This window comes from Kribbella endophytica (assembly GCF_054781295.1).
Genome location: NZ_BAAGUR010000002.1, coordinates 64603 through 89409, shown reverse-complemented (window position 1 = coordinate 89409; position 24807 = coordinate 64603). Strand labels below are relative to the sequence as shown.

Annotated in this window: 22 protein-coding genes; 11 read left to right on the top strand and 11 right to left on the bottom strand. The window is 69.4% G+C overall.

The window, feature by feature from the left end; genetic code table 11:
- Positions 1-211: 211 nt before the first annotated feature.
- The 3 genes from ACYVIO_RS19015 to ACYVIO_RS19005 all read right to left on the bottom strand — a co-directional run bounded on the left by ACYVIO_RS19015 (position 212) and on the right by ACYVIO_RS19005 (position 3679).
- Positions 212-2047 (bottom strand): AMP-dependent synthetase/ligase, encoded by a 1836-nt coding sequence (locus ACYVIO_RS19015; RefSeq protein ID WP_460652168.1) that lies wholly within the window; start codon positions 2045-2047, stop codon positions 212-214.
- Between the two features lie 120 nt (positions 2048-2167).
- Positions 2168-2425 (bottom strand): helix-turn-helix domain-containing protein, encoded by a 258-nt coding sequence (locus tag ACYVIO_RS19010; protein WP_460652167.1) that lies wholly within the window; start codon positions 2423-2425, stop codon positions 2168-2170.
- A 228-nt stretch (positions 2426-2653) separates the two neighbouring features.
- Positions 2654-3679: an aspartate-semialdehyde dehydrogenase gene (locus ACYVIO_RS19005; protein WP_460652166.1), complete on the bottom strand. Its 1026-nt coding sequence runs from the start codon at positions 3677-3679 to the stop codon at positions 2654-2656.
- A gap of 103 nt (positions 3680-3782) precedes the next feature.
- On the opposite strand from ACYVIO_RS19005, the gene add reads away from it, so the two are divergent.
- Complete coding sequence (gene add, locus ACYVIO_RS19000) at positions 3783-4733, top strand: adenosine deaminase (protein ID WP_460652165.1); 951 nt, start codon at positions 3783-3785, stop codon at positions 4731-4733.
- A gap of 82 nt (positions 4734-4815) precedes the next feature.
- Here the strand turns inward: add and ACYVIO_RS18995 are convergent, their stop codons facing one another.
- Together ACYVIO_RS18995 and ACYVIO_RS18990 are read right to left on the bottom strand one after the other, a co-directional pair.
- Positions 4816-5001: a tautomerase family protein gene (locus ACYVIO_RS18995; protein WP_344167865.1), complete on the bottom strand. Its 186-nt coding sequence runs from the start codon at positions 4999-5001 to the stop codon at positions 4816-4818.
- 50 nt (positions 5002-5051) lie between these two features.
- Positions 5052-6572: a sodium:solute symporter family protein gene (locus ACYVIO_RS18990; RefSeq protein WP_460652164.1), complete on the bottom strand. Its 1521-nt coding sequence runs from the start codon at positions 6570-6572 to the stop codon at positions 5052-5054.
- Between the two features lie 103 nt (positions 6573-6675).
- On the opposite strand from ACYVIO_RS18990, the gene kduI reads away from it, so the two are divergent.
- The 3 genes from kduI to ACYVIO_RS18975 are packed head-to-tail and all read left to right on the top strand — an operon-like array spanning position 6676 to position 9059.
- Positions 6676-7500 (top strand): 5-dehydro-4-deoxy-D-glucuronate isomerase, encoded by an 825-nt coding sequence (gene kduI / locus ACYVIO_RS18985; RefSeq protein WP_460652163.1) that lies wholly within the window; start codon positions 6676-6678, stop codon positions 7498-7500.
- Positions 7497-8252: an SDR family oxidoreductase gene (locus ACYVIO_RS18980; RefSeq protein ID WP_460652162.1), complete on the top strand. Its 756-nt coding sequence runs from the start codon at positions 7497-7499 to the stop codon at positions 8250-8252. The genes kduI and ACYVIO_RS18980 overlap by 4 nt, the downstream gene beginning before the upstream one ends.
- A gap of 42 nt (positions 8253-8294) precedes the next feature.
- Positions 8295-9059: an IclR family transcriptional regulator gene (locus ACYVIO_RS18975; protein ID WP_460652161.1), complete on the top strand. Its 765-nt coding sequence runs from the start codon at positions 8295-8297 to the stop codon at positions 9057-9059.
- On the opposite strand, the gene ACYVIO_RS18970 is transcribed toward ACYVIO_RS18975, so the two are convergent.
- Genes ACYVIO_RS18970 through lepA form a run of 4 tightly spaced genes read right to left on the bottom strand, consistent with a single transcriptional unit; the run spans position 9038 to position 13795 of the window.
- Positions 9038-10258, bottom strand: a complete 1221-nt coding sequence (locus ACYVIO_RS18970) for an MFS transporter (protein WP_460652160.1) — start codon at positions 10256-10258, stop codon at positions 9038-9040. The genes ACYVIO_RS18975 and ACYVIO_RS18970 overlap by 22 nt on opposite strands.
- A gap of 5 nt (positions 10259-10263) precedes the next feature.
- Entirely contained in the window at positions 10264-10950 is a 687-nt protein-coding gene (locus ACYVIO_RS18965) for an MOSC domain-containing protein (protein ID WP_460652159.1), read from the bottom strand.
- Positions 10951-10993: 43 nt separating this feature from the next.
- A complete protein-coding gene (locus ACYVIO_RS18960; protein ID WP_460652158.1) occupies positions 10994-11908 on the bottom strand; it encodes an aminoglycoside phosphotransferase family protein in 915 nt (304 codons plus the stop codon).
- Positions 11909-13795 (bottom strand): translation elongation factor 4, encoded by a 1887-nt coding sequence (gene lepA / locus ACYVIO_RS18955; protein WP_460652157.1) that lies wholly within the window; start codon positions 13793-13795, stop codon positions 11909-11911.
- 135 nt (positions 13796-13930) lie between these two features.
- Here lepA and ACYVIO_RS18950 point away from each other — a divergent pair, with 135 nt between their 5' ends.
- The 5 genes from ACYVIO_RS18950 to ACYVIO_RS18930 all read left to right on the top strand — a co-directional run bounded on the left by ACYVIO_RS18950 (position 13931) and on the right by ACYVIO_RS18930 (position 18407).
- Positions 13931-14467 (top strand): RNA polymerase sigma factor, encoded by a 537-nt coding sequence (locus ACYVIO_RS18950; RefSeq protein ID WP_460652156.1) that lies wholly within the window; start codon positions 13931-13933, stop codon positions 14465-14467.
- On the top strand, positions 14464-15717 hold the full coding sequence (locus tag ACYVIO_RS18945) for a hypothetical protein (protein WP_460652155.1): 1254 nt from the start codon (positions 14464-14466) through the stop codon (positions 15715-15717). The genes ACYVIO_RS18950 and ACYVIO_RS18945 overlap by 4 nt, the downstream gene beginning before the upstream one ends.
- Before the next feature lie 81 nt (positions 15718-15798).
- Positions 15799-16698 carry a phosphotransferase family protein gene (locus tag ACYVIO_RS18940; protein WP_460652154.1) on the top strand — a complete coding sequence of 300 codons (900 nt, stop codon included), beginning with the start codon at positions 15799-15801 and terminating at the stop codon, positions 16696-16698.
- Between the two features lie 51 nt (positions 16699-16749).
- A complete protein-coding gene (locus ACYVIO_RS18935) occupies positions 16750-17268 on the top strand; it encodes an RNA polymerase sigma factor (protein ID WP_460652153.1) in 519 nt (172 codons plus the stop codon).
- Positions 17268-18407, top strand: a complete 1140-nt coding sequence (locus ACYVIO_RS18930) for a hypothetical protein (protein ID WP_460652152.1) — start codon at positions 17268-17270, stop codon at positions 18405-18407. The genes ACYVIO_RS18935 and ACYVIO_RS18930 overlap by 1 nt, the downstream gene beginning before the upstream one ends.
- 20 nt (positions 18408-18427) lie before the next feature.
- Here the strand turns inward: ACYVIO_RS18930 and ACYVIO_RS18925 are convergent, their stop codons facing one another.
- On the bottom strand, positions 18428-21376 hold the full coding sequence (locus ACYVIO_RS18925; protein WP_460652151.1) for a S8 family serine peptidase: 2949 nt from the start codon (positions 21374-21376) through the stop codon (positions 18428-18430).
- 275 nt (positions 21377-21651) lie between these two features.
- Between ACYVIO_RS18925 and ACYVIO_RS18920 the strand changes: the two genes are divergently transcribed.
- Together ACYVIO_RS18920 and rpsT are read left to right on the top strand one after the other, a co-directional pair.
- A complete protein-coding gene (locus tag ACYVIO_RS18920; protein ID WP_460652150.1) occupies positions 21652-22113 on the top strand; it encodes an SRPBCC family protein in 462 nt (153 codons plus the stop codon).
- A 227-nt stretch (positions 22114-22340) separates the two neighbouring features.
- A complete protein-coding gene (gene rpsT, locus ACYVIO_RS18915; RefSeq protein ID WP_460652149.1) occupies positions 22341-22601 on the top strand; it encodes a 30S ribosomal protein S20 in 261 nt (86 codons plus the stop codon).
- 775 nt (positions 22602-23376) lie between these two features.
- On the opposite strand, the gene ACYVIO_RS18910 is transcribed toward rpsT, so the two are convergent.
- On the bottom strand, positions 23377-23916 hold the full coding sequence (locus ACYVIO_RS18910; protein ID WP_460652148.1) for a GNAT family N-acetyltransferase: 540 nt from the start codon (positions 23914-23916) through the stop codon (positions 23377-23379).
- Between the last annotated feature and the right edge of the window lie 891 nt (positions 23917-24807).

Genomic DNA, 24807 nt, shown 5'->3' with positions numbered 1-24807 from the left:
CGCGGCAGCACGCGCACCCGGCGAGCGCCAGCTCGCGCGTGCGGAGCGGGCGACAGCACGCGCGCCCAGCGCGCCAGCGCACACTCGGCGGGCGCCAGCCCGCACACTTTGCAAAGGGTGGGCGGGAGCACGGCACGCAGCGAGCGCCAGCGAGCGGAGGGCCGCGCGTGGGGGCTTTTGCTTTCCTCCGCTCGCCGAGCGAACGCGTCGGCTAGTTGTACATCTTGTCGAGCAGGTCGCCGTACTGGGTTTCTACGTGTTTGCGCTTGAGTTTCAGGCTGGGGGTCATCTCGCCGCCTTCGACCGTCAGGTCGCGGTCGAGGATGGTGAACTTCTTGATGGTTTCCCAGCGGTTCAGGCCGGCGTTGAGCTCGTCGACGTAGCCCTGGATCATCGTGTGGGCGGCGTCGGAGTTCGCGATCTCGGCGTACGACCTGCCGGGCAGGCCGTTGGCTTCGGCCCAGGCGACGATGGCGTCGGGGTCGAGGGTGACCAGGGCGCTGACGAAGTTGCGCTGGCTGCCGTGGACGAGGAACTGGCTGGCGTACGGGCAGATCATCTTGAACCGGCCTTCGATCACCTGCGGGGCGACGTACTTGCCGCCGGAGGTCTTGAACAGGTCCTTCTTGCGGTCGGTGATGAAGAGGAACTCGTCCTCGAAGTGCCCGATGTCGCCGCTGTGGAACCAGCCGTCGGCGTCGATCACCTCGGCGGTCTGGTCCGGCAGGTTGTGGTAACCGCTCATCACCAGCGGACCCTTGATCAGGATCTCGCCGTCCTCGGCGATCTTGAACTGCGCCGCGGGGAAGACCGGCCCGACGCTGCCGAGCCGGTAGTTGTCCGGGCGGTTCAGCGTCGCCCCGGCCGCGGTCTCGGACAGGCCGTAGCCCTCGAGGATCAGCAGCCCGGCCGCGTGGAACCACTCGGCGAGCTTCTTGTCGAGCGCCGCCGAGCCGGACACGAAGAACCGGATCCGCCCACCGAACCGCGCGCGGATCTTCGACAGCACGAGCTTGTCGGCCAGCGAGTACTTGGCCGCCAGTACGCCGCTGGGCTCCTTGCCGGCCTGCCGCAGCTTCGACACCTCGGCCCCGACGCCGAAGGCCCAGTGGAACAGCTTGAGCTTGGCTCCCCCGTCGGCCTCCATCATCGTGACGATCCGCCCGTGCGCCTTCTCGAAGACGCGCGGCGCGGCGGCCATGAACGTCGGCTGGACGATCGCGGCGTTCTCGACGATCTTGTCGACGCGGCCGTCGATCGCGGTGGCGAAGCCGATCTGGAACTGTACGGCGAGCAGGACCTGCCCGAAGACGTGCGACAGCGGCAGCCACAGGTACTGCAGGTCGTCCGGGCTGAGCACCCGGATCCCTTCGACGGCGGCACCTTCGTACGTCCACACCGAGTGCGGCAGCCGGACGCCCTTCGGGCGGCCCGTCGTACCGGAGGTGTAGACGAGCGTGCACAGGTGCTCGGGCTTGATCTGCGCGACCCGCTCGTCGATCGCCTCCGGGTGCTCGTCGAGGTGGCGCGCGCCGAGCTCGTCGAGCGTGGCGACGCTGATCACCCAGTCGCCGTCCTGTACGTCGGGTTCGCCGTCGATCAGCACGACCTTGCGCACCGACGGGATGTCGGCCTTGTGCTCACGCAGCTTGTCGACCTGGCTGGCGTCCTCGGCGAAGACGACCTGCACCTCGGCGTCGGCCACGATGTACGCGACGTCGGCGGCCATCGTGGTCGGGTAGATCGTGGTGGTCGCGGCGGCGGTGACGACGGCCGCCAGGTAGCACTCGACCCATTCGAGCCGGGTGTTCGCGGCGACGGCGACGCGCTGCTCGGGTTCGACACCCAGCGCGATCAGGCCCGCGCCGCGGCGGCGTACGACCTCGTCGGTCTGTTGCCAGGTGACGGACGCCCAGCCGTCGGTGACGGGGTGCCGGAACGCCTCCCGGTTGGGCGTGGCTGCCACCCGGTCGAAGAACATCTGAGCGAGGTGCTCCTTGCGGGAGCTGAGCAGCGCGAGCTGCGGACCGTCGGCAACGGGCTTCATTCTGGCCTCCCAGGGGTCAGGTAAACCGGAGAGTAATAGGTCGGGCGCACGCTGACCATGCCGCTCGCCCACGCGAGGGCCCGAGCTCCATCACGTTTCCGCAACGCAGGGGTACGACGGTCAGGCGGGTGTGACACCCAGTGCTTCCAAGACCTCAGCGGGTGCACCCCGCAGCAGCTCGGGCAGCGTGAGCTTCAGCGCCCGGCAGAGCGCGACCGCGTCGGAGACGGTGATCCGGCGGGTGCCGGCTTCGAGCGAGGAAACGGTGGGTCGCGACCAACCGATCTCGGCAGCGAGGTCCTCCTGGCGCAGCCGGAGGCGGGCGCGGGCTGCGCGCACGTTGCCCGCGATCAGGGCGTCCAGCTCCTCGGGCTTCATCTTCCGCAGTCTGCATCAGCGGAAAGCCTGGCGTCACACCCTCTTTCCTGGCACTACGCCCAGTAATCGAGCACAGTGGATCAAGTTGAGACACTGTGTTATTTCCGAGCATTGAGTCAGAAAATCTGACCTGGTCTCTAGACGCGCCGGCAGTCCATTGCACGTGCATCGCCCGACGCAAAACAGCCCCGCTCCCGGCGTACGACGGGGGCGGGGCTGTGAACTCGATCAGCGCTTCTGCAGCAGCTCGGCGATCTGTACGGCGTTGAGCGCCGCGCCCTTGCGCAGGTTGTCGTTGGAGATGAACAGCACCAGCCCCCGCCCGCCCGGCACCGACTGGTCCTGGCGGATGCGCCCGACGTACGACGGATCCTGGCCGGCGGCAGTGAGCGGCGTCGGCAGCTCTGCGAGCTCGACACCCGGCGCGACCGCGAGCAGCTCGCTCGCGCGCTCCGGCGTGATCGGCTCGGCGAACTCGACATGGATGCTCAGCGAGTGCCCGGTGAAGACCGGAACCCGCACGCACGTACCGGCGACCGGCAGATCAGGCAGGTGCAGAATCTTGCGGCTCTCGTTTCGGAGCTTCTGCTCCTCGTCGGTCTCACCGGTGCCGTCGTCAACGATCGAGCCGGCCAGCGGCAGCACGTTGAACGCGATCGGACCGGCGTACACGTTCGGCTGCGGCAGGCTCACCCCTTCAGTCCCACGAGCCAACCGCTCCGCGCCGTCGACGAGCCCGGCGGTCTGGTCGGCCAGCTCCCGTACGCCGACGCCGCCGGAGCCCGACACCGCCTGGTAGGTCGAGACGACGAGCCGGGTCAGCCGCGCTTCGCGGTGCAGCGGCGCGAGCACCGGCATCGCGGCCATGGTCGTGCAGTTCGGGTTGGCGACGATGCCCTTCGGCAGCACGTCGAGGTCCTCGGGGTTGACCTCGGCAACGACCAGCGGGACGTCGGGGTCCATCCGCCAGCCGGACGAGTTGTCCACCACGATCGCGCCGGCCGCGGCGACCTTCGGGGCCAGCTCCTTGGAGGCCGTCTTGCCGTTGGAGAACAGCGCGAGGTCGAGCCCGGAGAAGTCCGCCGTGGCGGAGTCCTCGACCGTGACCTTCGCGTCGCCGTACGGCAGCTCCGTGCCGGCGGATCGCGCGGACGCGAAGTACCGGATCTCGTCGATGGGGAAGTTCCGCTCGACCAGCAGCTCCCGCATCACGCCGCCGACCTGACCTGTCGCTCCGAAAACGCCTACTCGCATGGGGACGAGGATAGTTGGAGGGGTTCAGGGTGGCGCTGGAATTTCAGTATGCGGAGATCTTGGACCCGCGAAGACTTGGAGGATCGGCGGCTAGGGTGACGGGATGGTGACTCGGCTTCCCTTGGTTGATCTGCATCGGCATCTCGAAGGCTCGATCCGGACCAGCACCGTGCTCGACGTCGCCGAACGGACCGGGCACGAACTGGTACGGCGAAACGCGCCACGCAACGCATTGGTGGCCGACGACAACCAAACGGGTCTGCTGCCGTACCTGGACAGGGTCGACCTCGCGATCGGCGTGCTGACCAGCCTCGACGACTGGAACCGTGCCGCACGGGAGGCCGTGGACGACGCGTTCGACGACGGGCTCGACCTGCTCGAGCTGCGGTTCTGCCCGGGCATCATCGCGCACGAGACCGGACTGGCGCCTGAGGCAATCATCGACGCGGTCGCGGATGCCGTTGCGGAGCGGGCGAAGAAGTGGCAGCTGAAGGTCGGACTGATCGGCATCGTGGTCCGGCATCTCGGCGCAGACTCGGCCGCCGCACAGATGGCGAGTCTGCTGGCGCGCAAGGACCGGTTCTGCGCGGTCGATCTGGCGGGCGACGAAGCGAACTTCCCCGCCACGCTCTTCGCGGACGCGTTCTCCCAGGCGAAGCAGGCGGGATTGCACGTGACGATCCACGCCGGCGAGGCTGCCGGGCCGGAGAGCGTTTGGGACGCTGTACGGGAACTGGGCGCCGAGCGCATCGGGCACGGCGTACGGGCTGCTGAGGATCCGCGGCTGATGGAGTGGCTGGCCGCGCACGGGGTGACGCTGGAGGTGTCGCTCACGAGCAACACGCAGACCGGTGCTGCGCCGAGCTACAAGGAGCACCAGATCCACAAGTTGCTGGCTGCCGGGGTGCCGGTGGCGTTGTGCACGGACAATCCGCGGGCGAGCAATGTGAGGTTGTCGCAGGAGCACCGGACGGCGCTTGCCGAGGTAGGACTGACCGCAGAGCAGCTCAGCACCGTGGCCCAGCAGTCAGTGAAGGCCGCGTTCGTGCAGTAGAAAGAACGGCCCGGGTCCCCTGGGGCGGGAGGGGACGCCGGGCCAGCGAGGGCCGGCCGCTCGAATCAGCTAAAGACAGGGCTCAGGAGTCCGAGACCAGCACCCCGCCGTTGGCGACGTCGGACTTCTCGATCTCGGTGAAGACGATCCGGACCGCCTCGCGCTTGGCGCCGAGGATGGAGATCGCCGAGTCGGTGACGGCCGCGACGAACTCGCGGCGCTGGTCGAGGGTGCGGCCGGACAGCAGTTCGACGGTGATGTTGGGCATCTCAGATCTCCTCAGTAGATGTTCTGTTCAGCGGAACATTGTTCCATGGGTCAGTCGGCCGCGGCGGCGGCTGCTCGCCTGGCGAGCACCTCGTCGGTCTCGGCCGGGTCGCTGTTCAGCGACTCGAGCAGCGCGTCGACGGAGTCGCGCCGTTCCGGCATCAGCAGCCCGAGCCCGACGTACACGACCAGGGAAGTTGCCAGCGGCAACGCGACGACCAGCGTGGTGTCGGTCGACCCGACACCCCACTTCACGACCGCCCAGACGATCAGCCCGGCCGCCCACGAAGCGATCGCGGCCCGCGAGCCACAGCGCCGGAACCACGGCAGCAACCCGAGCATCAGCGGGATCGAGATCGGTCCCATGGTCGCGGCCACCAGGTCCACGACGATCTTCAGTACGACGCCTTGGCCGTTGGTCAGGATCGCGATCAGCATGCTCACCGTCACGAACGTGAATGTCGTGATCCGCGCGAACTTCAGGGTCGCGACGTCGGACATCCGCCGCAGCTTCGGCACCAGCACCGGGCCGAGGTCGCGGGTGATCACCGACGAGATCACGTTGGCGTCGGAGGCGACCATCGCCATCGTGTGCGAGAAGAACCCGGCCAGCACGAGACCGATCAGGCCGCTCGGCAGCAGCAGTTGCGCCAGTTCGACGTACGACTGCTCGGGCTTGCCGAGGTCCGGCACCAGCAGCGGCGCGGCGCACATCGGGATGAACAGCACGAGCGGCCAGACCAGCCACAGGATCGACGACAGCAGCGCGGACCGCTTGGCCTCCGAGCCGGACGGCGCGGCCATGTAGCGCTGCGCCAGGTTCCACATGCCGCCGTTGTACTCGAAGGTTTTGATGAACAGGAACGCGATCAGGAAGATCGGGGTGTACGGGCCGTTCAGCGCGTCACCATGCCCCTCGGGCAGCTGGTCCCACATCTTCCACAGCGTCGGTACGCCGTCCAGGTGCCGCAGTACGCCGACGAACATTGCGATCCCGGCCGCGGCCTGGATGACGAACTGCCCGAAGTCGGTGAGCACGTCGGCCCACAACCCACCGAGCGTCGCGTACAACATCGTGACCACGCCGGTGAGCAGGATCCCCCACCGCATCGGTACGCCGGTGAAGCCGTTCAGCAGCACGGCGATCGCGACCCACTTGGACGCGATGTCGACCACCTTCAGCGCGGCACCGGAGTACGCGAGCACCTGCTGGGTCGGCAGGTTGTAGCGCTGGGCAAGGTACTCCAGCGGCGACACGACCCCGTGCTTGGCACGCAATCGGTTCCAGCGCGCGGCGAACACGAACGCGCCGATCCCGACACCGACGCCGATCGAGACCGCCCACCAGACGTACACGGTGATGCCGTAGGTGTAGGCGACCGCCGCGAAGGCGACGAACATGACGGCGCTGTAGCCGGACATGTGGTGCGAGATGCCGGACAGCCACCAGGGGATCCGGCCGCCGGTGGTGAAGTAGTCCACGACGGTCTTGATCTTGGTGCGGGACCAGAGCCCGATCAGCACCATCAGCACGAAGTAGCCGGCCAGGACCGTCCAGTCGAGTGTGGTCATGCGAAGCCTCCAGGGGGCGGAACTAGGTGTCGCGAGGCGGAACTAATACCTGGGCAGCATTTGTACTCTTGACTTGTGGTTCTGTCTAGTAGAACTTAGTTCCATGAATCTTCAGGTCCGGCATGCCACCCATCCCGCCCAGGTGCCGGGGTTCGACACCCGCGCACTGCGCGAGCAGTACCTGGTCGACGACCTGTTCACCCCGGACGCGGTCACGGCGGTGCTCACCCACCACGACCGGATCGTGCTGGCCGGCGCCCGCCCGGTCTCGGGTCCGCTCACCCTCGGCACCTGGCCGGAGCTGCGCAGCGAGTACTTCCTCGAACGCCGTGAGGCCGGCATCGTCAACGTCGGCGGCCCCGGCACGGTGACCGTCGACGGCACCAAGTTCGAGCTGACCACCGGTGCCTGCCTGTACGCCGGGCGCGGCGCCCGCGAGGTCGTCTTCGAGGGCACCGACGCCGCGTTCTACCTGTTCAGCGCGGCCGCGCACACGGCGTACCCGACGACGCTCGTGCAGCCCGGTGAGGGCAACCGGCTCGAGCTCGGCGACCAGCAGACAGCGAACCGGCGCACGATCGACCAGTACATCCACGCGAGCGGCGTGCAGAGCTGCCAGATCGTGCTCGGCGTCACCACGCTGCACGCCGGCAGCACCTGGAACACGATGCCCGCGCACACCCACGACCGTCGTACCGAGTGCTACCTGTACTTCGGCCTGCCGGAGACCGAGCGGATCGTCCACCTGCTCGGCGAGCCCGACGAGACCCGGCACCTGCTGGTCGCGGACCGCGAGGCGATCATCTCGCCGAGCTGGTCGATCCACTCCGGCGTCGGCACCTCGTCGTACAGCTTCGTCTGGGCGATGGCCGGCGAGAACCAGGCCTTCACCGACATGGACGGCGTCAACGTGACGGAGCTGCGGTGACCGTCTTCTCCCTGAAGGGACGGACCGCCCTGGTGACGGGGGCGCGGCGCGGGATCGGCGCCGCGATCGCTGCCGGGTACGCCGCGGCCGGCGCCGACCTGATCCTGCTCGCCCGGGACGCGGCGCTCGAGGACACGCTCGAGGCGATCAAGCTGAACGGCGGCGGTGAAGCGACCGTCGTCACCGCGGACTTCGCCGACCCGGCCGCCGTCGAGAAGGTTGCCGCCGACCTCGCCCGCGAGCGCCGGATCGACATCCTGGTCAACAACGCGGGCACGATCCGCCGGGCGCCCGCGGCCGAGACCGCGACGCCCGACTGGCAGCACGTGATCGACGTGAACCTGAACTCCACCTGGGCGGTCACCCGCCCGATCGGCGCCGCGATGGTCGCGCACGGCGCGGGCAAGATCGTCACGATCGCCTCGCTGCTCAGCTTCCAGGGCGGCGTCACCGTGCCCGCCTACACTGCGAGCAAGCACGCGGTCGCGGGACTGACCAAGGCGCTGGCCAACGAGTGGGGAGCGGCCGGCGTCCAGGTGAACGCGATCGCGCCGGGCTACATCAGTACCGACAACACCACCGACCTGCGGGCCGACCAGGCCCGCGAGGCGGCCATCCGGGACCGCATCCCGGCAGGGCGCTGGGGTCGGCCGGAGGACCTGGTCGGGGCCGCGGTGTTCCTGGCCTCGTCGGCGTCGGACTACGTGAACGGCCACGTGCTCGCGGTCGACGGAGGTTGGCTGGCGCGGTGATGCAGTACGGCGTACCGGGTTGACCAGGAGAGAGGTGACAGGATGAGCGACATGAGTTCGCCCTCGGCCATCGACAAGACGCTGATGGTGCTCGACGCTGTCCTCGAGCACTCCCGGTTCACCGACGTGGTGACGGCCACCGGCCTGGCCAAGTCGACCGTGCACAGGATCATGGCGTCGCTGGTCGAGCACGAGTTCGTCGCGCAGGCCGAGGACGGCTCGTACCACCCGGGCCCGAAGGCGCTGCGGCTCGCCGGGCACGCGCTGACCAACGTCGACCTGGCGACGGTCGCCCGGCCGGTGCTCGCCGACCTGGTCGCGCAGACGCGTTGCACGGTGCACGTCGGTCTGCTGAACGGAGACGAGGCGATCTACGTCGCCCGCCTGGACGGCCCGAAGCCGTACCGGATGCCGTCGCGAGTGGGCAAGGCGTTCTGGCTGCACTGCACCGGGATCGGCAAGGCGCTGCTGGCGGAGAAGGACGACGACGCGCTCAACGCGCTGATCACTCGCACTGGACTGCCGGCCCGTACGCCGCTGACGCACACGACGGCGGCTGGGTTGAAGGCGGATCTCGCGCAGGTTCGCGCGCGGGGGTACGCGCTGGACGACGAGGAGAACGAGCCGGGCATTCGCTGCGTCGCGGCGGTGATCCACGATCACACAGCAGCGGCGATCGCGGCGGTGAGCATCTCGACGCTGTCGCTGGAGCAGTCGATCGCGCAGGTCGCGCTGATGGCGCCGGCCGCGATCGAGGCAGCCCGGAAGATCTCGGCGGCGCTGGGCTACATGGAGCCTTCCAACTGAGTCTGAGCGGTCTGCTTGCGAGCAGCCGCCCAGCGGACGACCGGGACGAACAGCACGCCGATCACGGCGAACCAAACGCCGAGGATGATCCAGCCGGGGACGCCCAGTCCTAAAGGCAGCAGCGCGAGCACGGTCGGCGCGACCATAGAGCTGATCGACATGCTCGTCCCCCACACGCCCTGGTACTGGCCCTGCGCCTGATCGGACGCCAGGTCGAAACCGAGCAGGAACGAGCCGGACGACTGCAGCAGCTCGCCGATCACCTGGACGAAGGCGCCGATCGCGAGCAGCGCGACAGCGACCACGACTCCTCCACCCGAGGCGGCGGCGAACAGCACCATCGATGCCAGCAGCAACCAACCCGCCGTACGGGTGGCTCGTGCGGCTGACGTCGGGTCCTGGATGCCACGGCTGGAACGGACCTGGAAGAGCGCGACGACGATCGTGTTGATGATCAGCAGCAGCGCGACCGTCCAGCGCGGCGCGTCGGTGTGCTCGACCACCCACAGCGGGATCGCGACGTCGAGCACGGCGTAGTGGATCGACATGCCGGCGTTCAGCGCGGCGACGGCGAGGTAGCCGCGGTCGCGCAGCGCGATCCAGACCGGGCCCTCGTCGGTCTTCGGTTGCGGCGCGACGCGCGGGATGCCGAGGATGATGAACGCCGAGGCGCAGGTCAGCACCGAGTCGATGACGAACATCAGCTGGTACGCCGTACGCGTGTCGAAGTGCAGAGCGAGCGCGCCGATGGCGGCGCCGGCCATGATGCCGATGTTCGTGATCGCGCGCAGGTAGGCGCGGGCTGCGACGCGGCCGACCGATCCTTGGGTGACCGCTGCGATCAATGCGGCGCGGACCGCGCCGGCGCCGCGGTCGAGCACGGTGACGACGATCGCGACGACGAGGAACTGCCAGAAGGTGTCGACCAGGAGGTAGGCGAGCGACAGGACGGCGACCGCGCTGCCGAGTACGACGAACAGGCCGCGCGGGCCGCGCCGGTCGGCGAGGTGCCCGAGCGGTACGGCGGAGAGCAGGCCGAACAGCCCGGCGATCGTGAGCCCGAGCCCGACCTCGGCGATCGAGAGGCCGACGATGCGGGTGAAGTACAGGACGCTGACCGTCATCAGCAGGCCGTTGCCGACCCGGCTGAGCAGCGTCGCCAGAGCCAGCGGCCTCAGCGGGCCTGGCTCCGGGATCACACCCTTCACTGGGTGGAGCTCGTGGTGGAACCCGGCTTGGAGCTCGGTTCGGAGCCTGGTTTGGCTGCCGGCCGGGCGGCGACCCGCTTGGCGATCTCTCGGCACTCGACCATCAGGTCAACCCCGGAGTCCAGCATCCCCTGCATCTTCGCGCTGTCCTGCGCCGCGAACATCACGCCGACGGTCACCTCGTGCTCAGGCCGGCTCACCACGCTGACCTCGTCCCCCGCCGCGATCGTGCCCGTCTTCAACACCTTGAAGTACACGCCCGGCCTCTGGGCCTGGTGGAACTGCTTCACCCACCCCGGGATCCCCATCCGGTGCTGGAACGTGATGCACGGAATCCGCGGCGCCCGCACCTGCACCTCGACCTCGTCCCCGATCCGCCACACCTCGCCGATCAGCGCGTTGGTCAGATCGACCCCTTCGGTCCGCAGGTTCTCCCCGAACAACCCCGACGGAATCTCCCGCCCCAGCTGCTCGCTCCACCACCGAGCGTCCTCCTCGGCGTACGCGTAAACAGCCTGATCCAGCCCACCGTGGTTCTCGACGTCACAGACGGAGTCGCCGGCAAGCCCCAACTCCCCCACCCGAACCCGCCCACCCTGCGGCCGCTTGTCGATCGCCGTCCACCCGGTCTCCTTGGGCCCCGGGATCAACTCCTCCACCACATTCACCGTCAGCAGCCGCATACCCGCATCCTCCCCCGGCAGGCGGCAACGCTCCACCGAGTTTCTAGTCCTGGATGGCCTTGACGATGGCGATGTTGCGGGTCAGCCAGTCCTGGGGCAGGGACTCGTCGGCGCCGGCGTCCTTCAGGGTCCAGAGCACGTTGAGCATCTGGCGGACGATGACCCAGTCGCGGGCGCGCTCCTCGTCCAGCCCTGCGGCGTCGATCGCGGTGTAGAAGCGGGAGCGGACCCGGAAGCGGATGTCGCCGGAGGCAACGACCTCGTCCCAGCGGTTCCAGAGCAGCGGCGGCACCTCGTAGCAGGGGTCGCCCGACAGCGGCTTCGGGTCGATCACCAGCCAGGGCTCGCGCTCGCCGGCCAGCATGTTCTCGTAGTGCAGGTCGCTGTGGATCAGCCGGCCGTCGGTCGCGGGATCGGCGGCGAAGTCCGTGCCCAGCGAGATCGCCTGTTCGACGTACCGGCGTGGGACCGGCGCCGACGCGGGCAGCGCGCGGAACTCCTCGATCCACCGCTTCAGCTCGCCCGACAACGTCCTGTACTGCGGGCCGGCGGCGACATGCAGCTTCGAGTACGCCGTACCGACGATCTCGCACGCCTCGCGATCGTCGACCCCGGTGAGATCCCGCGGCGACAACCGCTCCAGCAGCAGCGCGAACCGCCGCGGATCCGCCCGCAGCAACCGCACCGCCCCACGACCACCCCAGGCCTGCAGCGCGAGGTGCTCGGTCTCGGCCTCCCAGTGTGGGAACTGCACCTTCAGCACCGCCGCCTCGCCACCACGCGTCAGCACCGGTACGACGACCGCACAACTCCCGTACGACGGCGAGCCGTCGATGGTCAGCTCCCACTCACTGAGCAGATCGCCGACCAGCCGCGGCAGCCCGTCCAGGTACGCGACCCAGTCCGGCCCGCGCGACCCGACGACCAGGAACCCGGCCGGGATCTCGAAGGCCGGCACCTACTTCTTGGCCTTCTCGGCGGGCTCGTTGGTCTTCAGCGCGGCGATGAAGGCCTCCTGCGGAACCTCGACCCGGCCGACCATCTTCATCCGCTTCTTGCCCTCCTTCTGCTTCTCCAGCAGCTTGCGCTTACGGGTGATGTCACCGCCGTAGCACTTGGCGAGCACGTCCTTGCGGATCGCCCGGATCGACTCCCGGGCGATGATCCGGGACCCGATCGCGGCCTGGATCGGCACCTCGAACTGCTGGCGCGGAATCAGTTCCTTGAGCTTGCCGGCCAGCGAGACGCCGTACGCGTAGGCGTTGTCGCGGTGCACGATCGCGGAGAACGCGTCCACGGTCTCGCCCTGCAGCAGGATGTCGACCTTGACCAGCGCCGCGGCCTGCTCACCGGTCGCCTCGTAGTCCAGCGACGCGTAGCCCTTGGTCTTCGACTTGAGCTGGTCGAAGAAGTCGAAGATGATCTCGGCCAGCGGCAGCGTGTAGCGCAGCTCGACGCGGTCCTCCGACAGGTACTCCATGCCGAGCAGGCTGCCCCGCTTGGTCTGGCACAGGTCCATGATCGTGCCGATGAAGTCCTTCGGGCTCAGGATCGTCGCCCGCACCATCGGCTCGTAGATGTCCGCGATCTTGCCCTCGGGGAACTCGCTCGGGTTGGTGACGGTGTGCTCCTTGCCGTCCTCCATCTCGACGCGGTAGACCACGTTCGGCGCGGTCGAGATCAGGTCGAGGTCGAACTCGCGCTCGAGCCGCTCGCGGACGATCTCCATGTGCAGCAGGCCGAGGAAGCCGCAGCGGAACCCGAAGCCGAGCGCGCCCGAACTCTCCGGCTCGTAGCTCAACGCCGCATCGTTCAGCTGCAGGCGCTCGAGGGCGTCGCGCAGCGTCGGGTAGTCGTCGCCGTCGATCGGGAAGAGCCCGGAGTACACCATCGGTTGGGGGTGCTTGTACCCGCCGAGGGCCTCGGTCGCGCCGCGGATCGACGAGGTGACGGTGTCACCGACGCGGGACTGGCGAACGTCCTTCACGCCGGTGATCAGGTACCCGACCTCGCCGACGCCGATGCTCGGCGACTTCATCGGCTCGGGCGAGATGACCCCGACCTCGAGCATCTCGTGCACGGCGCCGGACGACATCATCTTGATCTTGTCGCGATGGGTCAGCTCGCCGTCGACCACCCGGACGTAGGTGACCACGCCGCGGTAGGTGTCGTACACGGAGTCGAAGATCAGCGCCCGCGGCGGTGCGTCCTTGACGCCCTTCGGCGGCTCGACCTGCGCGACGATCTCGCTGAGCAGCTCCTCGACGCCCTGACCGGTCTTGGCCGAGACCCGCAGGACGTCGGACTCCTTGCAGCCGATGATGTGCGCCAGCTCGGCGGCGTACTTCTCCGGCATCGCGCCGGGCAGGTCGATCTTGTTCAGCACCGGGATGATGTGCAGGTCCGCGTTCAGCGCCAGGTACAGGTTGGCCAGCGTCTGCGCCTCGATCCCCTGCGCCGCGTCGACCAGCAGCACCGCGCCCTCGCACGCCTCCAGCGACCGCGACACCTCGTAGGTGAAGTCGACGTGGCCGGGGGTGTCGATCATGTTCAGGATGTACGTCGTACCGTCGTCGGCCAGCAGACCGCCGGGGCTGTCCGGCTTCGGCGCGTACGGCAGGCGGACCGCCTGGGACTTGATCGTGATGCCGCGCTCGCGCTCGATGTCCATCCGGTCCAGGTACTGCGCCCGCATCTGCCGGCCGTCGACGACACCGGTGATCTGCAGCATCCGGTCGGCCAGCGTCGACTTGCCGTGGTCGATGTGGGCGATGATGCAGAAGTTCCGGATCAGCGACGGGTCGGTGCGACCCGGCTGCGGAACGGTCGTGGGTCCAGCGGGCACGGAGGGATCCAGTTCGTCTGAGGATGGAGACAGGACAACTGCTCCATCTTCCCATGACACGCCAGCCGTTTCCGCATCGAAGCGTCCGGCCGTGCAACAAACCGGGTGGACCGGTGTCTCTCTACCGTGACGAACATGATGCTGAGCCTGGGCCGGTCCCAGACTCACCCACCGCCCGTCGCGGAGCGTGAGGCCGCGATCACCCGGCTCTACCAGGAGCAGTGGGCCGGGATGGTCCGGCTCGCGCTGCTGATGCTGGGCGACCGTGCCTCGGCCGAGGACGCCGTGCAGGAGTCGTTCGCGGCCGTGTACCGGCGCTGGGACAAGATTAAAGACGGCACCCGGGTCGAGGCGTACCTGCGGTCGGCCGTGCTGAACACCAGCCGCTCGGTCCTGCGCCGCCGCAAGCTCGCCGTACTGCACCGGCAGCCTGTCGATCCGCCGGTCTGGTCCGCGGAGAACCAGGCGATGCTCGGCGAGGACCGCCGCGAGGTCCTGGCCGCGCTCGCGACCCTGCCGGCCCGGCGGCGAGAGGTGCTGGTGATGCGTTTCTACCTGCACCTGTCCGACGCCGAGATCGCCCAGACGCTCGGCATCACCGAGGTCTCCGTCCGTTCCACCGTCTCCCGGGCGCTGAAGTCCCTGGGCGCGAAGCTGAAGGAGGACCGATGAACCTCGACCAGCGTCTGACCGACGCCCTCGACGCTGCCGCCCGGACGGTGCCGAGCGACGCCGTACCGCCGGCTGACCTTCCTTCTGTACGCCGTACGCAGGCATCTGTACGGCGTACGCGGCCGGTGCTCGTGATCGCCCTAGCGGCGGCGGCCGTGGTCGCGGCGGTCGTCGTACCGGTGGTCGTCTCCCGGAACAACGCTCAGGTCAGCACGGGTGCCTGCACTGCGCCGCCGGCCGTCGAGCCGTTGGCCTTCCCGCGGCAGAACGGGACCAAGCCGGCGACCCCGGAACTGGACAAGCTGCCCTTCGGCGAAGCTCCACGGGTCCCCTTCACGATGGCAGCGAACCGTGAGGGCTCGGGCGGCTACCTGGAGGATCTGGGCGTTCGCGTCCCGATCGAGCAGGGCTTCACCTACTTCAGCCTCGGCCGGGTCGACTGCGGGTGGATCGTCGCCCGGCAACGCTACGGCCCCGGCGGCGAGCTGGTGATGGGGCGGCTGGACACGTCGGGGGCGTACAGCTCGTTCGGTCCGGTCACCGGCGACGGGATGAGCGTGTCCCCGGACCGCTCCGAGGTCGCTTTCGTCGCGCCCACCGAGGGCGGTCAGGCCCGGGTCACTGTTCGGAAGGTTGCCACCGGCAAGGAGACCGCGTCGTGGCCGACCGACTCGGAGGCCGAGGTACTGGGCTGGAACGGAGACGGGATCTGGTTCATGCCGCGGAACGAGCGCGCACAGACCCGCGTCTGGAGGCCGGGTACGGACCCCGTACCGGTGGACACCGAAGGACGCCGGCTGGCGGCGTACCGGACGACCGATCGGATCCTGCTCAGTGACCCGGAGCAGACCGGCGAAGACGGTCAGGGGCCCGGGCCGTGCGTGCGGGTGGCCGAGCTGAACGGCACGCGGCTGAAGACCCTGCGGGAGCAGTGCGGCAGCAGTACCGGCGCCCTGTCACCGGACGGGAAGATCCTGGTGGCCGAGGGGGCCGCGGTCCAGGGGGTGGTCGTGGACACCGGCGCCAAGACGCGTCTGAAGCTGTCACCGCAGCACTTCCACGCGGACTACCCGGGCCTCTGGGAGGACGACACCCACTTGCTCGGCCGGATGGGGCTGGGGGCGACTCGCAACGTAGCGGCGACCCGCGACGTGATGTTGAGGTGCGACGTCGTCAGCGGCTCCTGCGAGCGCATCAAGGATGGTCCTCCCAAGACCGGCCCGGCCGGCCCCGACCTCGGGCGCCCCTGAGGACTCCACCGGCCGGGCCACTGTCCGGCCGGTGGAAAACCGGCCGCCGGTTGCTGGGCCGACCATCTACCCTCAGTAGGCATGGCGCACGCACTGGGGACCCGCTTGGCCTACGAACAGGCTCCAGCCCGGGTGCGCGCGTGGGTCGAGCGCTCGCTCGGCGCCTCGGTCGTCTCGGCCTCCACGCAGCTGGGCGGGTTCTCGCCCGGCGTCGCGGCGCGGCTGGTGACGGCGTCGGGACGGCGTGCGTTCGTCAAGGCGGTCGGCCCCGAGCTCAACCCGGGCACCCCCGACCTGATCCGCAACGAGATCACCGCCATGCAGGCGATCGGCCCGCTGCCGCAGACGCCCGGCCTGTACGGCGTGTACGACGACGATGACTGGGTCGGGATCCTGCTGGAGGACATCTCCGGCTATGTGCCGCCGCACCCGTGGCACCAGCACGACGCCTCCCGGGTGCTCGACGCGCTGGCCGAGCTGTCCGAGTCGCTGGACCCGGCGCCGTGGACCGAGGCACCGGTCGCGGCCGAGCGCAGCCAGGCGTTCCTGAGCCGGTGGGAGAAGGTGATCGCCGACGGCGTCGCCGTACCGGCCTGGGCAGCCGGCCGCGAGCAGGAGCTCGCCGAGCTGGCCCAGACCGGGCTGGACGAGCTGTCGAAGGGCAGTGCCCTGGTGCACTGGGACCTGCGCGCCGACAACCTCCTGCTCACCGAGGACCGGGTCGTCTTCGTTGACTGGGCCCACGCCTCGATCGCACCGGTCTGGACGGACACGGTCATCCTGTGCGGCGACATGTACGAGTCGGTGGACCTGCCGGACCTCCCGGACGAGCCGGGAGTGAACGGCCTGATCGCCGGGCTCTGCGCCGGCTACCTGTGGGGAAGCACTCAGCCGCCGCAGCCGAGCATCCCGACCATGCGGGCCTGGCAGTACGCGACCGCCCAGGTGCACTTCGACTGGCTGCGCGAACGACTCGGCTGACGCATGCAGCGTTCTGGCTCACCGGGCGTCTAGACGGGTGTGACGAATCCAATGGTGAGCATCGGCACCGCCGTACCGGTACCTGACGACGCACCGGCTGCCGTGAGCCAGCTGTACCGGCAGCACTGGGTCGGACTGGTCCGGCTGGCCGTGCTGATGGTCGACGACCGCCAGTCGGCCGAGGACCTGGTCCAGGAGGCCTTCGCCGAGCTGTACCGGCGCTGGCCGCTGAAGGACGCCGACAAGGCCGTCGGCTACCTCCGTACGACGGTGCTCAACCGCAGCCGGTCCACCCTGCGCAGGCGCCGCGTAGCCAGGCTCTACACACCCCCGCTCGACAGACCCGGTGCATCTGCCGAGAGCGAGGTGGTGCTCGACAAAGAGCGCCGTGAGGTCCAGCGAGCCCTGCGCAAGCTCCCGACGAGGACCCGCGAGGTGCTCGTCCTGCGCTACTACCTCGATCTCCCGCACGCCGAGATCGCCCAGACCCTCGGGATCAGCGAGTCGACCGCACGCTCCACCGCGTCGCGCGGCCTCACGATCCTCACCCAGCACCTGAAGGACGCCTGATGACCGACACCGAGACCCGCCTCCGCGACTACCTGCAGACCAAGGCCGCGACGGTCCCCGACGACGCTGAACCACCCGGACTCGACGAGCCCGCCCCCCGCCGCCGCATCTGGCCCGTCCTCGCGGCTGCCGCGACGATCGCGGCGGTCATCGCCGTACCGGTCGTGTCGAAGCTGAACACCACGCCACCACCACCGTCGGCACCGCCCGCCGCGAAGCCCGGCCTGAGAGTCCCGTACGCCGTGATGGCGAAGCCGGTGACCCTGCACGACGGCGACGTGACGGTCTCGCTCGACCTCAACCAGTTCTCCTTCCGCGACAGCGCACGCGTCGAGGGCGGCTGGGTGATCCTGTACCAGGACCAGAGCGTGCGCGGCTACCGGCTCGGCCTCGTCAAGCCGACGGGAGACCCGATTCCCTTCGGGCCCTCCACGGCGTACGGGTTCGAGGTCTCCCCCGACCACCGGCAGGTGGCAACCGTCACTCCGGACGGCGCCGGAGCCGGCAAGACCCGGCTGGTCGTCCTGGACGTCGCGACCGGCAACGAAGTGGAGAGCCACGAACTGCCACCCGGCGGACTCACGCCGACCGGCTGGAACAAGGACGGCGTCTGGCTGATCGCGGAGTACTCCAGCAAGGTGCAGCCCGTTCTCTGGAAGCCCGGCAGCGACCAGTTCACCCAGCTCGAGGTCGCGGACTACGGCGCCAACCTCTTCGTGGGCTCGGCGAGTGACAGGGTCCTGGCGGTCACCAAGAAGGGGTCGACCACCTGTCTGAAGGCCGGTACGGCGCGCGACGGGAAGCTGGCCGTCGACGCCGAGTACTGCGCCGGCACGAGCGCCCAGGGGTACGCCGGCTTCTCCCCGGACGGTGCCACGATCGTCAACCTCGACCGTCGGGTCGCCGTCACCGGTGGCCGTACGACGAAGCTCGCGCTGCCGGCCGGGAACCTGATGGCGCCCCCGGTATTCGAGGACGCCACCCACCTGCTGGCGCAGATCCGAGGGGCGGCCGGCGCAGCCACCACCCCACGCTCTACTCCCCAGCAGATCTTCTACCGCTGTGACGTGACCACAGGTGCCTGCGAAGCCGTGTACACAGCTCCTGCAGACACCTGGGTCAACCTCGGTCAGCCCTAGCCGTCGTACTAGCTGTCTTACTAGCTGTCGACGCGGAGCACCGTCGAGCCGGACCCTGCTGCGCCGTCGGTGTACGACAGCAGACCCAGGTACCGCGTGCCAGCGGTCAGGCCGGACCAGGTGGCGGTGACGCTCGCCTGGCCGGCCACCTGGACTTGCTGGCTGGCGGGAGTCGCCGTGAGGTTGCCGGCCGGGGTCTGCAGCTCCCAGTGGTTCAGCTTGACGCCCTGCTCGTCCGCACCGGCGAACAGGTCGACGTACACGTCGTACGAGCCGCCTGCCGGCGCCGGCAGGTTCACCTCTTCCTCTGCCGAGCCGCCCGTGCTGCTGCCGAGCACTGCCGTCGTACCGGCCTTGTAGACGAACACATCGAGGTCGGTGCCCGCCGGGTAGTCCGCGTCGAAGGTGGAGAACCGGGCGTGCTTCGTCCCGGCCGGCACGTTCACGGTGAACTTGGCGACGTGCTCGTTGGCCGCCGGGTTCGTGGTCGGGAACGAGACACCACCCGGGTTCTTCAGCGCCGCGTCATTGACGCCGGCCGCGGCCAGGCCGACCGCGGAGGTCTGCAGCGTCCCGGCGTACCCGGAGGTGAGCGGGACCGGGACGGACCCGGCGGTACCCGTGCCGTTGACCTGCACCGGCGCCTTGACGGTCAGCGGGCGAATCGCCAGCGTGCTGCTCACCACGTGCCGCGCGGACCGCAGGTTGAGCTTGCCGAACGAGTACTGCTCCAGCGGAGCGCCGTTGTGCTCGAAGGTCACCCGGTACGACGCGCTGGCGCCCGGCAGCAGGACCAGCAGCTTCGGCGTCACCGTGACCTTGAAGCCGGTCAGGCCCTCCACCTTCGGGAAGTACACCTCGGGCAGCTTGCCGACGTTCTTCACGGTCCGCTTGACCGTCTGCTTGCCGGCCAGGTCGCCGATCGCGATCGTCGGGTAGTTCAGGTCGCTCGGGTCGATCTTGCCCTTCGCGCACAGCTCGTGCGTCTCCCCGACCTGCCCGGACCCGCAGACGAACCGCGCCCAGTCGTCGTACGACGAGTCGTAGACCAGGCCCGGATCCATCGCCTTCTTCGGCTGCATCAGTCCGGCGCCGTAGCCGAACGGATTGCCGGGCGAGCCGGCGTCGTTCTGGATCGGCTGACCCCCGGTGTTCAGCGACGTCGCGGTGGTCAGCAGCGCCGACTTGATCGCCATCGGCGACCAGGTCGGGTACCGGCTCTTCAGTACGGCGGCAGCGCCGGCGATGTGCGGCGCGGCCATCGACGTACCGCTCATGAACGCGTACTCGCCACCGGCGGCCGCGAACGGCGTGGTCGCGGCGAGCACGTTCGTGCCGGGCGCCATCACGTCCGGCTTCAGCAGATCGCCGTTGCCGGCCAGCGACGGGCCGCGGCTGGACGAGCTGGCGACCTTCGGCGCGTTCACGCGGACGGTCTTCGCGGCCGCGATCGTGGCGGTCGGGTTGGCGGTCGCGGCGTACGCCTTGACCTCGGGGCCGACGACGTTGTCGAGGTGGACCGTCGGGACCGAGTGCAGGTCGGAGTCGAGCGTGTTCGCGGTCGGGTTGACCAGGATCATGCCGACGCCGCCCGCGGCCTTCACCTGGCGGCTCTTGTCGACCCGGTCGCTGACGCCGCGGTCGCAGACGACGATCTTGCCGGTCGCCTTGGCCGGGTCGAGCGTGCCGGGCATGCAGAGCACGAGGTTGGTCTGGTTCGCGCCGTCGAGACCGGCGTCCTTGGCCAGGACCATCGGCTTGGTCGGCGTACCGTTCGCGATGCCGGCGCCGGTGTAGGACTTGCCGTTGCCCAGCGTCACCGTGGTCTGGACGTCGCGATCATGGGTGCCGTTGGCAACGGTCGTCACCCACGGGTAGTTCTTGCCGACCGTGCTGACACCCGGGCCGGTGTTGCCCGCGCTGGTCGAGACGAACACGCCCGCCTTCGCGGCCCGCAGGAACGCCAGGCCGGTCGCGTTGACGAACGTCGAGCCGGAACCGGAGATCGAGTAGTTGATCACGTCGACGCCGTCGGCGACGGCCGCGTCGATCCCGGCCACGATGTCGGCGTCGGTCCCGCTGCCGCCACCGGCCGCGTCGACGGCCCACAGCACCTTGTAGATCGCCAGCCGCGCGTGCGGGGCGATGCCGGAGCCCTTGCCGTAGTCCCGGTCGAGCACCTTCATGTCGACGCCGTAGTTGCCGGCCGCCGTACTGGCCGTGTGGGTGCCGTGGCCGCCGTAGTCCCGCGGCGAGCGGTACTCCTCCGGGATCGGGCGGTTGCCGATGCCGGCGTCGAAGTAGCGGGCGCCGATCACCTTGTTGTTGCAGGCCACCGGAGCCTCGGTGCCGACCTGGCAGGTGCCCTTCCACTTCTTCTTGATCAGCGCGTCGGACGCCTTGGTGGTCTTGATCGGCGCGAAGCTCGGCCGCTCCGGGGTGAACCCGGAGTCGATCACGCCGACGATCACGCCGTCGCCGGCCTTGTCGACGCCACCGGCCTGCTGCCAGGCGCCGCCCTTGCCGGACAGGCCCAGGTAGCGCGGGGTGTCGACGGTGTCCGCGTGCTGGATCTCGCTCGGCTCGACGCTCTTCACACCGGACGTCTTGGCCAGCTTCACCGCGTCGTCGTGCGACATCCGCGCCGAGAACCCGGCGTACGTGTAGTCGTAGTCGTACAGCTTCTCCACACCCGGCACCTGGTCGAGCACCTGCGTCCGCTCGCTGGCAAGGTGCTGCACGTAGCTGACCACCTGGGTCGCCTCGCGCAGCAGCTTGCCGCCGGGCAGCACCCGCGTCGCGGCCAGGCCGGCGATGTCACCGTCGTACTCGGCGACCGGGGAGTCGTCGAGCTGGACGATGTACGCGCCGGTCCCCGATTCCTTGACCTGCGGCTCGGCCTGGGTCGCGGTCGGGGTGGACGCCGTCGCATGGTTCATGACAGTGGCGACCAGGGCGGTCGCGCTCACGGCGGCGACGGTGAGCACCGTCAGACGCCGGCGGGCGGAAGCTGGCACGGAGTTCCTCCAGAGCTGGACGGAGCTGGCTGGTCGGCTTGCTGGTTCGCTACCGAGATGGCCGCCGTCCCCAACGGCGCCACAATGGGCCCTGAGTATGCCGGGGGCCCGCAGGGATGTCACGCTCGGTCCACGCCGTGTCACGGGTTTGCCAGTACGCCGTACGGCAGTTTTTCCCGGCGTACCGGGCTGTACTTGCCCCCTTGCCCTTTCCCCCGAGGAGCCCGATGCCGGACCTCAGCGAGTCGATCCTGATCGCCGCCGACCCCTCCACCATCTACGCCCTGGTGGCGGACCTTCCCCGGATGGGCGAGTGGTCCCCGGAGTGCACCGGCGTCACCTGGCGCGGCGGTCCGCCGTACGCCGTCGTCGGCACCCGCTTCATCGGCCACAACCGCGCCGGCACCATCCGCTGGATCAGCCAGGGCGTGATCACTGAGGCCGAGCCCGGGCGGCGCTTCACCTTCCACATCTACGGCGGCCCGGTCCCGGTCGCGGATTGGTCCTACGAGCTCACCGCGTCCCCTGACGGCACCTGCACCGTGACCGAAACCTGGACCGACCGCCGCCCCCGGGCGCTGCGCCGAGTCTTCGCCACGATCTACGGCGACCGAGCACCCCGCAACGAGCACGGCATCCACACCACCCTCACCAACCTCAAAGCCACCGCCGAGTCGGCCGTACGCTGAACTCGCAACTCACGGCTGACCGTCCCCGGTGTGAAGCGCCTGCGCGGTGACCGCGGCTGGCGTGGGGCGTTGGCACGCGGGTGACCGCCACCGGCGTGGGGTGCTCAGTTTGGAGGACCCCACAAGTTGTTGCTAATCTGTCTCTTCGCGTGTGTGCGTCGGTTTACCGCCCTGCACCCGCCACCTTTCCTGTACTGACCGCAAACTCCTGATCGAGGCTCTGCTCCGTGGCGAACATCAAGTCCCAGATCAAGCGCAACCGCCAGAACGAGGCTGCGCGGCTTCGCAACAAGTCTGTGAAGTCGACCCTCAAGACGGCAGTTCGCCGCTTCCGCGAGGCCGCCGAAGCCGGCGACTCCACGAAGGCCCAGGAGCAGGCCCAGGTCGCTGGCCGCCTGCTCGACAAGGCTGCCAGCAAGGGCGTCATCCACGCCAACCAGGCCGCCAACCGGAAGTCGTCCATCTTCAAGAAGGCCGCTTCCCTCTGATCGCACCCAACGATCGGCCCGCCACCCAGTGGCCCGGGCCGATCGTTTTTGCGTCCCCGAAACAGGCCTGACCCTCGGCCCCACGCACCCCCGCCAACGCCCCGGGCTCGTTCAGCTCCTCCGGCCGCACCCAGGCGATAGCAACATCCGGCCCCGCCCGATGCCTGTCGCCTCGACGCCCGCCGACGCAGTCCCCCGCCCTCGCCTGCGCCCGCCAACGCCCGCGCCCAACCGAATCCGGCCCGGCGCCCCGGCAACTCCTCCGGCCGCACCCCAGCCGATAGCCCCGGCTCCGCCAACTCCTCCGGCCGCCACGGCCTCACCCCAGACAGCCGAGTCCGGCCGCATGCCCGCCGGCCTGCTGCTCTGACCCACAGTTCGAGCGGCCGCAGCCGATCACCCCGCACCGGCTAGCCTCGGCCGACATCCAGGCCCCGCCCGATGACTGTCGCCTCGACACCGCCGACGCAAGCCCTCACTCTCGCCCTCGCCTCGCGTTCGCCTTCGCCTGCCAACGCCCGCGCCCGCGCCCAACCGAATCCCGCCCCGCCCGGCGCGCCCGGCGCGCCCGGCCTCACCCCAGCCGATAGCCCGGCCCTCTCTGGCATTTTCCTCCGGCCGCCGCGGCCGCAACCCCAGACGACCGAGTCCGGCCACATGCCCGCCGGCATCAGCTCTGACCCGCAGCTCAACCGACGGCGTCTCAGGCTTGAGCGTCGGACTTCTAATCCGTTGGTCGCAGGTCCGGCCTCGCCGCACCGTATTGCGCGCGCCCTCAGACCTGCTCGAGCTCGCGCGTCATCCAGATCGAATCCCCGCGCTCAGCATCCGCGGTCACCCGACCGCTCCGCTCAAACCCAAGCTTTTCCAGCACCCGGAACGACTCCGCGTTCCACTCCCGCACGGTCGCCCACAACCGCCGCCGACCCGTCCGCGCGGCCGCCTCGACAACAGCCCGCGCGGCCTCCGTCGCATACCCGCACCCATGCGCCCGCCGAGCCAACTCGTACGCAATCTCAGGCTCGTCAAACGAAGCCTGCCCCACAGTCAACCCGCAGTACCCGACGAACTCCCCGGTATCCCGCCGCTCGATCGGCAACAACCCCAACCCAGGCGCCGCCGCCAACGGATTCTCGACGAGCCACCCCCGAATCTCCTCGACCGTAGGCCGCCCCTCAGCATCAACCCGCCGCAACGCCCGAGGATCCCGCTCGAGCCACAATCCCCGGTACTCCTCAGCATCCGCCCCCACCCACCGCCGCAACCGCAACCGCTCAGTCCCCAACTCCCCCGGCAGTTCCCCATAAGTCGCCACCCACTCAACCTAGCCGCGCCGCCCCTCCCACACCTCGGCCCGTAGGTCAGCTCCCGGTACTTCGGAGTGCAGTCGCGAACACGAACGCCCTGACCTCACACGCCCGGCCACCCCTCGGCGAGTAGATCAGCCGCCGGTACGCCGAGGTGCTGTCGCGGACCCAAAATGGCGTGACCTCACAAGCCCCAATGCCCGACCACCCCGATTGCAGCTCACCCCTTCCGCGGCCGTAGGGCTCGTGGTGGACGCGCAGTCGCCACAGCCGCCGGCTCCCCCACTTGCGGGTGCTCACAGGTCGGCGGCCATTCGTTGCTGGGCGGGTACACGTAGCCCGGCGAATACCCGTCGCCCGCGATGCCCATGCCCGGCGGATGCCCGTCGCCCGGGATGCACGTTGCACGTAGCCCGGCGGATGCACGTAGCCCGGCGAATGCCCATCACCCCGCAGATGCCCGTTGCCCGAGATGCACGTAGCCCGGTGGGTGCTCGTCGCCCAACGGATGCCCGTTGCCCGGTGGGTGCTCGTCGCCCGACGGATGACCGTTGCGCTGTGAATGCCCGGTGCCCGGCGGATGCTCGGTCCTCTCGACGTCGTACTTGCCTGCGAGACATCGGCGCACCGGCGCGCGATGGCGGCGGGTTGCGTGCCCGTGATGAGCCTGGTAGTTCAGCTCGCTCGCTCACACACCACCCGGACGGCGACCTGGTGGCGTGCTTGTACGGCGTGAGTGGTGTCGCGCGCCGCGTTCGGGCGCACGCGGTGGAACGATCCGTAGGTTCGTTGGCCGGGTGAGCAGGCTAGGACTCGCAGCGGCGGTTCGGGTTGCCGCGGCACGTGCTAGCTGCGCGGCGACAGCGACGCGAGCAGCAGGGCCTTGGGGTGCCGGAGCC

What these genes read in the sequence shown, in the direction of transcription:
- ACYVIO_RS19015 (WP_460652168.1), bottom strand. Translation starts at nt 2,047, where the DNA reads ATGAAGCCCGTTGCCGACGGTCCGCAGCTCGCGCTGCTCAGCTCCCGC.
- ACYVIO_RS19010 (WP_460652167.1), bottom strand. Translation starts at nt 2,425, where the DNA reads ATGAAGCCCGAGGAGCTGGACGCCCTGATCGCGGGCAACGTGCGCGCA.
- ACYVIO_RS19005 (WP_460652166.1), bottom strand. Translation starts at nt 3,679, where the DNA reads ATGCGAGTAGGCGTTTTCGGAGCGACAGGTCAGGTCGGCGGCGTGATG.
- add (WP_460652165.1), top strand. Translation starts at nt 3,783, where the DNA reads ATGGTGACTCGGCTTCCCTTGGTTGATCTGCATCGGCATCTCGAAGGC.
- ACYVIO_RS18995 (WP_344167865.1), bottom strand. Translation starts at nt 5,001, where the DNA reads ATGCCCAACATCACCGTCGAACTGCTGTCCGGCCGCACCCTCGACCAG.
- ACYVIO_RS18990 (WP_460652164.1), bottom strand. Translation starts at nt 6,572, where the DNA reads ATGACCACACTCGACTGGACGGTCCTGGCCGGCTACTTCGTGCTGATG.
- kduI (WP_460652163.1), top strand. Translation starts at nt 6,676, where the DNA reads ATGAATCTTCAGGTCCGGCATGCCACCCATCCCGCCCAGGTGCCGGGG.
- ACYVIO_RS18975 (WP_460652161.1), top strand. Translation starts at nt 8,295, where the DNA reads ATGAGCGACATGAGTTCGCCCTCGGCCATCGACAAGACGCTGATGGTG.
- ACYVIO_RS18965 (WP_460652159.1), bottom strand. Translation starts at nt 10,950, where the DNA reads ATGCGGCTGCTGACGGTGAATGTGGTGGAGGAGTTGATCCCGGGGCCC.
- ACYVIO_RS18950 (WP_460652156.1), top strand. Translation starts at nt 13,931, where the DNA reads ATGATGCTGAGCCTGGGCCGGTCCCAGACTCACCCACCGCCCGTCGCG.
- ACYVIO_RS18945 (WP_460652155.1), top strand. Translation starts at nt 14,464, where the DNA reads ATGAACCTCGACCAGCGTCTGACCGACGCCCTCGACGCTGCCGCCCGG.
- ACYVIO_RS18940 (WP_460652154.1), top strand. Translation starts at nt 15,799, where the DNA reads ATGGCGCACGCACTGGGGACCCGCTTGGCCTACGAACAGGCTCCAGCC.
- ACYVIO_RS18935 (WP_460652153.1), top strand. Translation starts at nt 16,750, where the DNA reads ATGGTGAGCATCGGCACCGCCGTACCGGTACCTGACGACGCACCGGCT.
- ACYVIO_RS18930 (WP_460652152.1), top strand. Translation starts at nt 17,268, where the DNA reads ATGACCGACACCGAGACCCGCCTCCGCGACTACCTGCAGACCAAGGCC.
- ACYVIO_RS18920 (WP_460652150.1), top strand. Translation starts at nt 21,652, where the DNA reads ATGCCGGACCTCAGCGAGTCGATCCTGATCGCCGCCGACCCCTCCACC.